This is a genomic window from Streptomyces sp. NPDC006624, from assembly GCF_040611555.1.
Classification (GTDB): Bacteria; Actinomycetota; Actinomycetes; order Streptomycetales; family Streptomycetaceae; genus Streptomyces.
Genome location: NZ_JBEXOM010000108.1, coordinates 1 through 1,027, shown reverse-complemented (window position 1 = coordinate 1,027; position 1,027 = coordinate 1). Strand labels below are relative to the sequence as shown.

Below are 1,027 nucleotides of genomic sequence, written 5' to 3'. Positions count from 1 at the left end.
CTCGGCAATCCGCTGGGCCTGCAGAACACCCAGTCGGTCGCGGTGGAAGGCGGCGGCGCTGCGCTGCGTTACTACGCGCAGTACGTGGCCACCGGCGCGGCGACGGCCGGCTCGGCCAACAGCAGCGTCACCTTCACCATGATCTACCAGTAAACCCATCCCCCAACGTGCGTGCGGCCCGCGACGGCCGGAGCGAGCGCTCCGGCCGCGTCGGGCGCGGCATGCCCGAAGAACTTCAGGAGTCGGCGGTATGCATCGACACATCGGCAAAAGGACGGTCCTCAGCGTGGCGACTCTGCTCGCCCTCGCGGCCGGCGCGGCGCAGGCGCAGCAGAACGACCCGCTGTATCGCTATCAGTGGCATCTGATGAACTACGGCCAGGCGGTGCTGGCCGACACGCGGCCCACCTTCGGCATCGACATGGGCATCGACGACCTGCACGACTACAACATCCGCGGCCGCGGCGTGGTGGTCGGCGTGGTCGACCAGGGCGTGCAGATCGCCCATCCGGATCTGGCCGCGAACGTCGTGCCCGACGGTTCGTGGAACTTCAACACCGGCGGCCCGATCCACGACCCGAGCCCGACCCAGGCCGGCGAAGGCCACGGCACCGCGGTCGGCGGCATCATCGCCGCAGTCGGCTGGAACGGCATCGGCGTGCGCGGCGTGGCGCCGAACGCGCGGCTGAAGAGCTTCAACTTCCTCGACGCCGGCGGCAGCTTCGCCCAGGTCCAGTACGCGTGGTGGAACGGCCCCGAGTCCAAGGACGTGGCCGTGTCCAACAACAGCTGGGGCGACACCACGCCGTTGTTCCTGACCACGGTTTCGGAAAACGAAATAGCGGCCTGGGAAAACCCGATGTCGGCCACCCGCGGCGGCTTGGGCACGGTCTACGTCAAGGCCGCCGGCAACGGCTTCAACAGCGTCGCCAGCTACTGCCCGGCGTCCAGCGCGCAGGTCGGCTGCAGCCAGTCGGTGTTCGTGCGCGAATCGAACTTCTTCAACATCGTCACCGACGCCGCGGTC

At 68.6% G+C, this 1,027-nt stretch carries 2 protein-coding genes; both read left to right on the top strand.

The features are described 5' to 3' along the window. Positions 1-12 precede the first annotated feature (12 nt). Entirely contained in the window at positions 13-153 is a 141-nt protein-coding gene (locus ABZY20_RS37500; RefSeq protein ID WP_356448051.1) for a hypothetical protein, read from the top strand. 133 nt (positions 154-286) lie between these two features. Next, the coding region (locus ABZY20_RS37495) for a S8 family serine peptidase (RefSeq protein WP_356448050.1) at positions 287-1,027 on the top strand (741 nt) is incomplete at its 3' end.